The organism is Peribacillus sp. SIMBA_075 (assembly GCF_046534585.1).
The window spans coordinates 1-235 of sequence record NZ_JAWRYN010001632.1; the positions used below are offsets into that span (position 1 = coordinate 1).

Sequence of the window (235 nt, forward strand, 5' to 3'; positions counted from 1 at the left end):
CCGGACGATTCGATGACGATGTAATCGATCTCGCCCTGTTCCACCAACTTTTTAACTTCTCCGATCAAGTCTTCGCGCAAAGTACAGCAAATGCAGCCATTTTGCATTTCGACCAGCTTTTCTTCCGTGCGGGAAAATCCGCCGTTTTGGATGAGCGCACCATCGATATTCACTTCGCTCATATCGTTGACGATGACTGCGACTTTCAATCCGTCCCGATTCGCCAGGATATGAT

General features: G+C 48.5%; 1 protein-coding gene. It reads right to left on the bottom strand.

Annotated elements, in window-relative coordinates; genetic code table 11:
- Positions 1-235 (bottom strand): GTP-binding protein (locus SB775_RS33960; protein WP_410865696.1); only part of this gene is annotated, 235 nt, incomplete at both ends.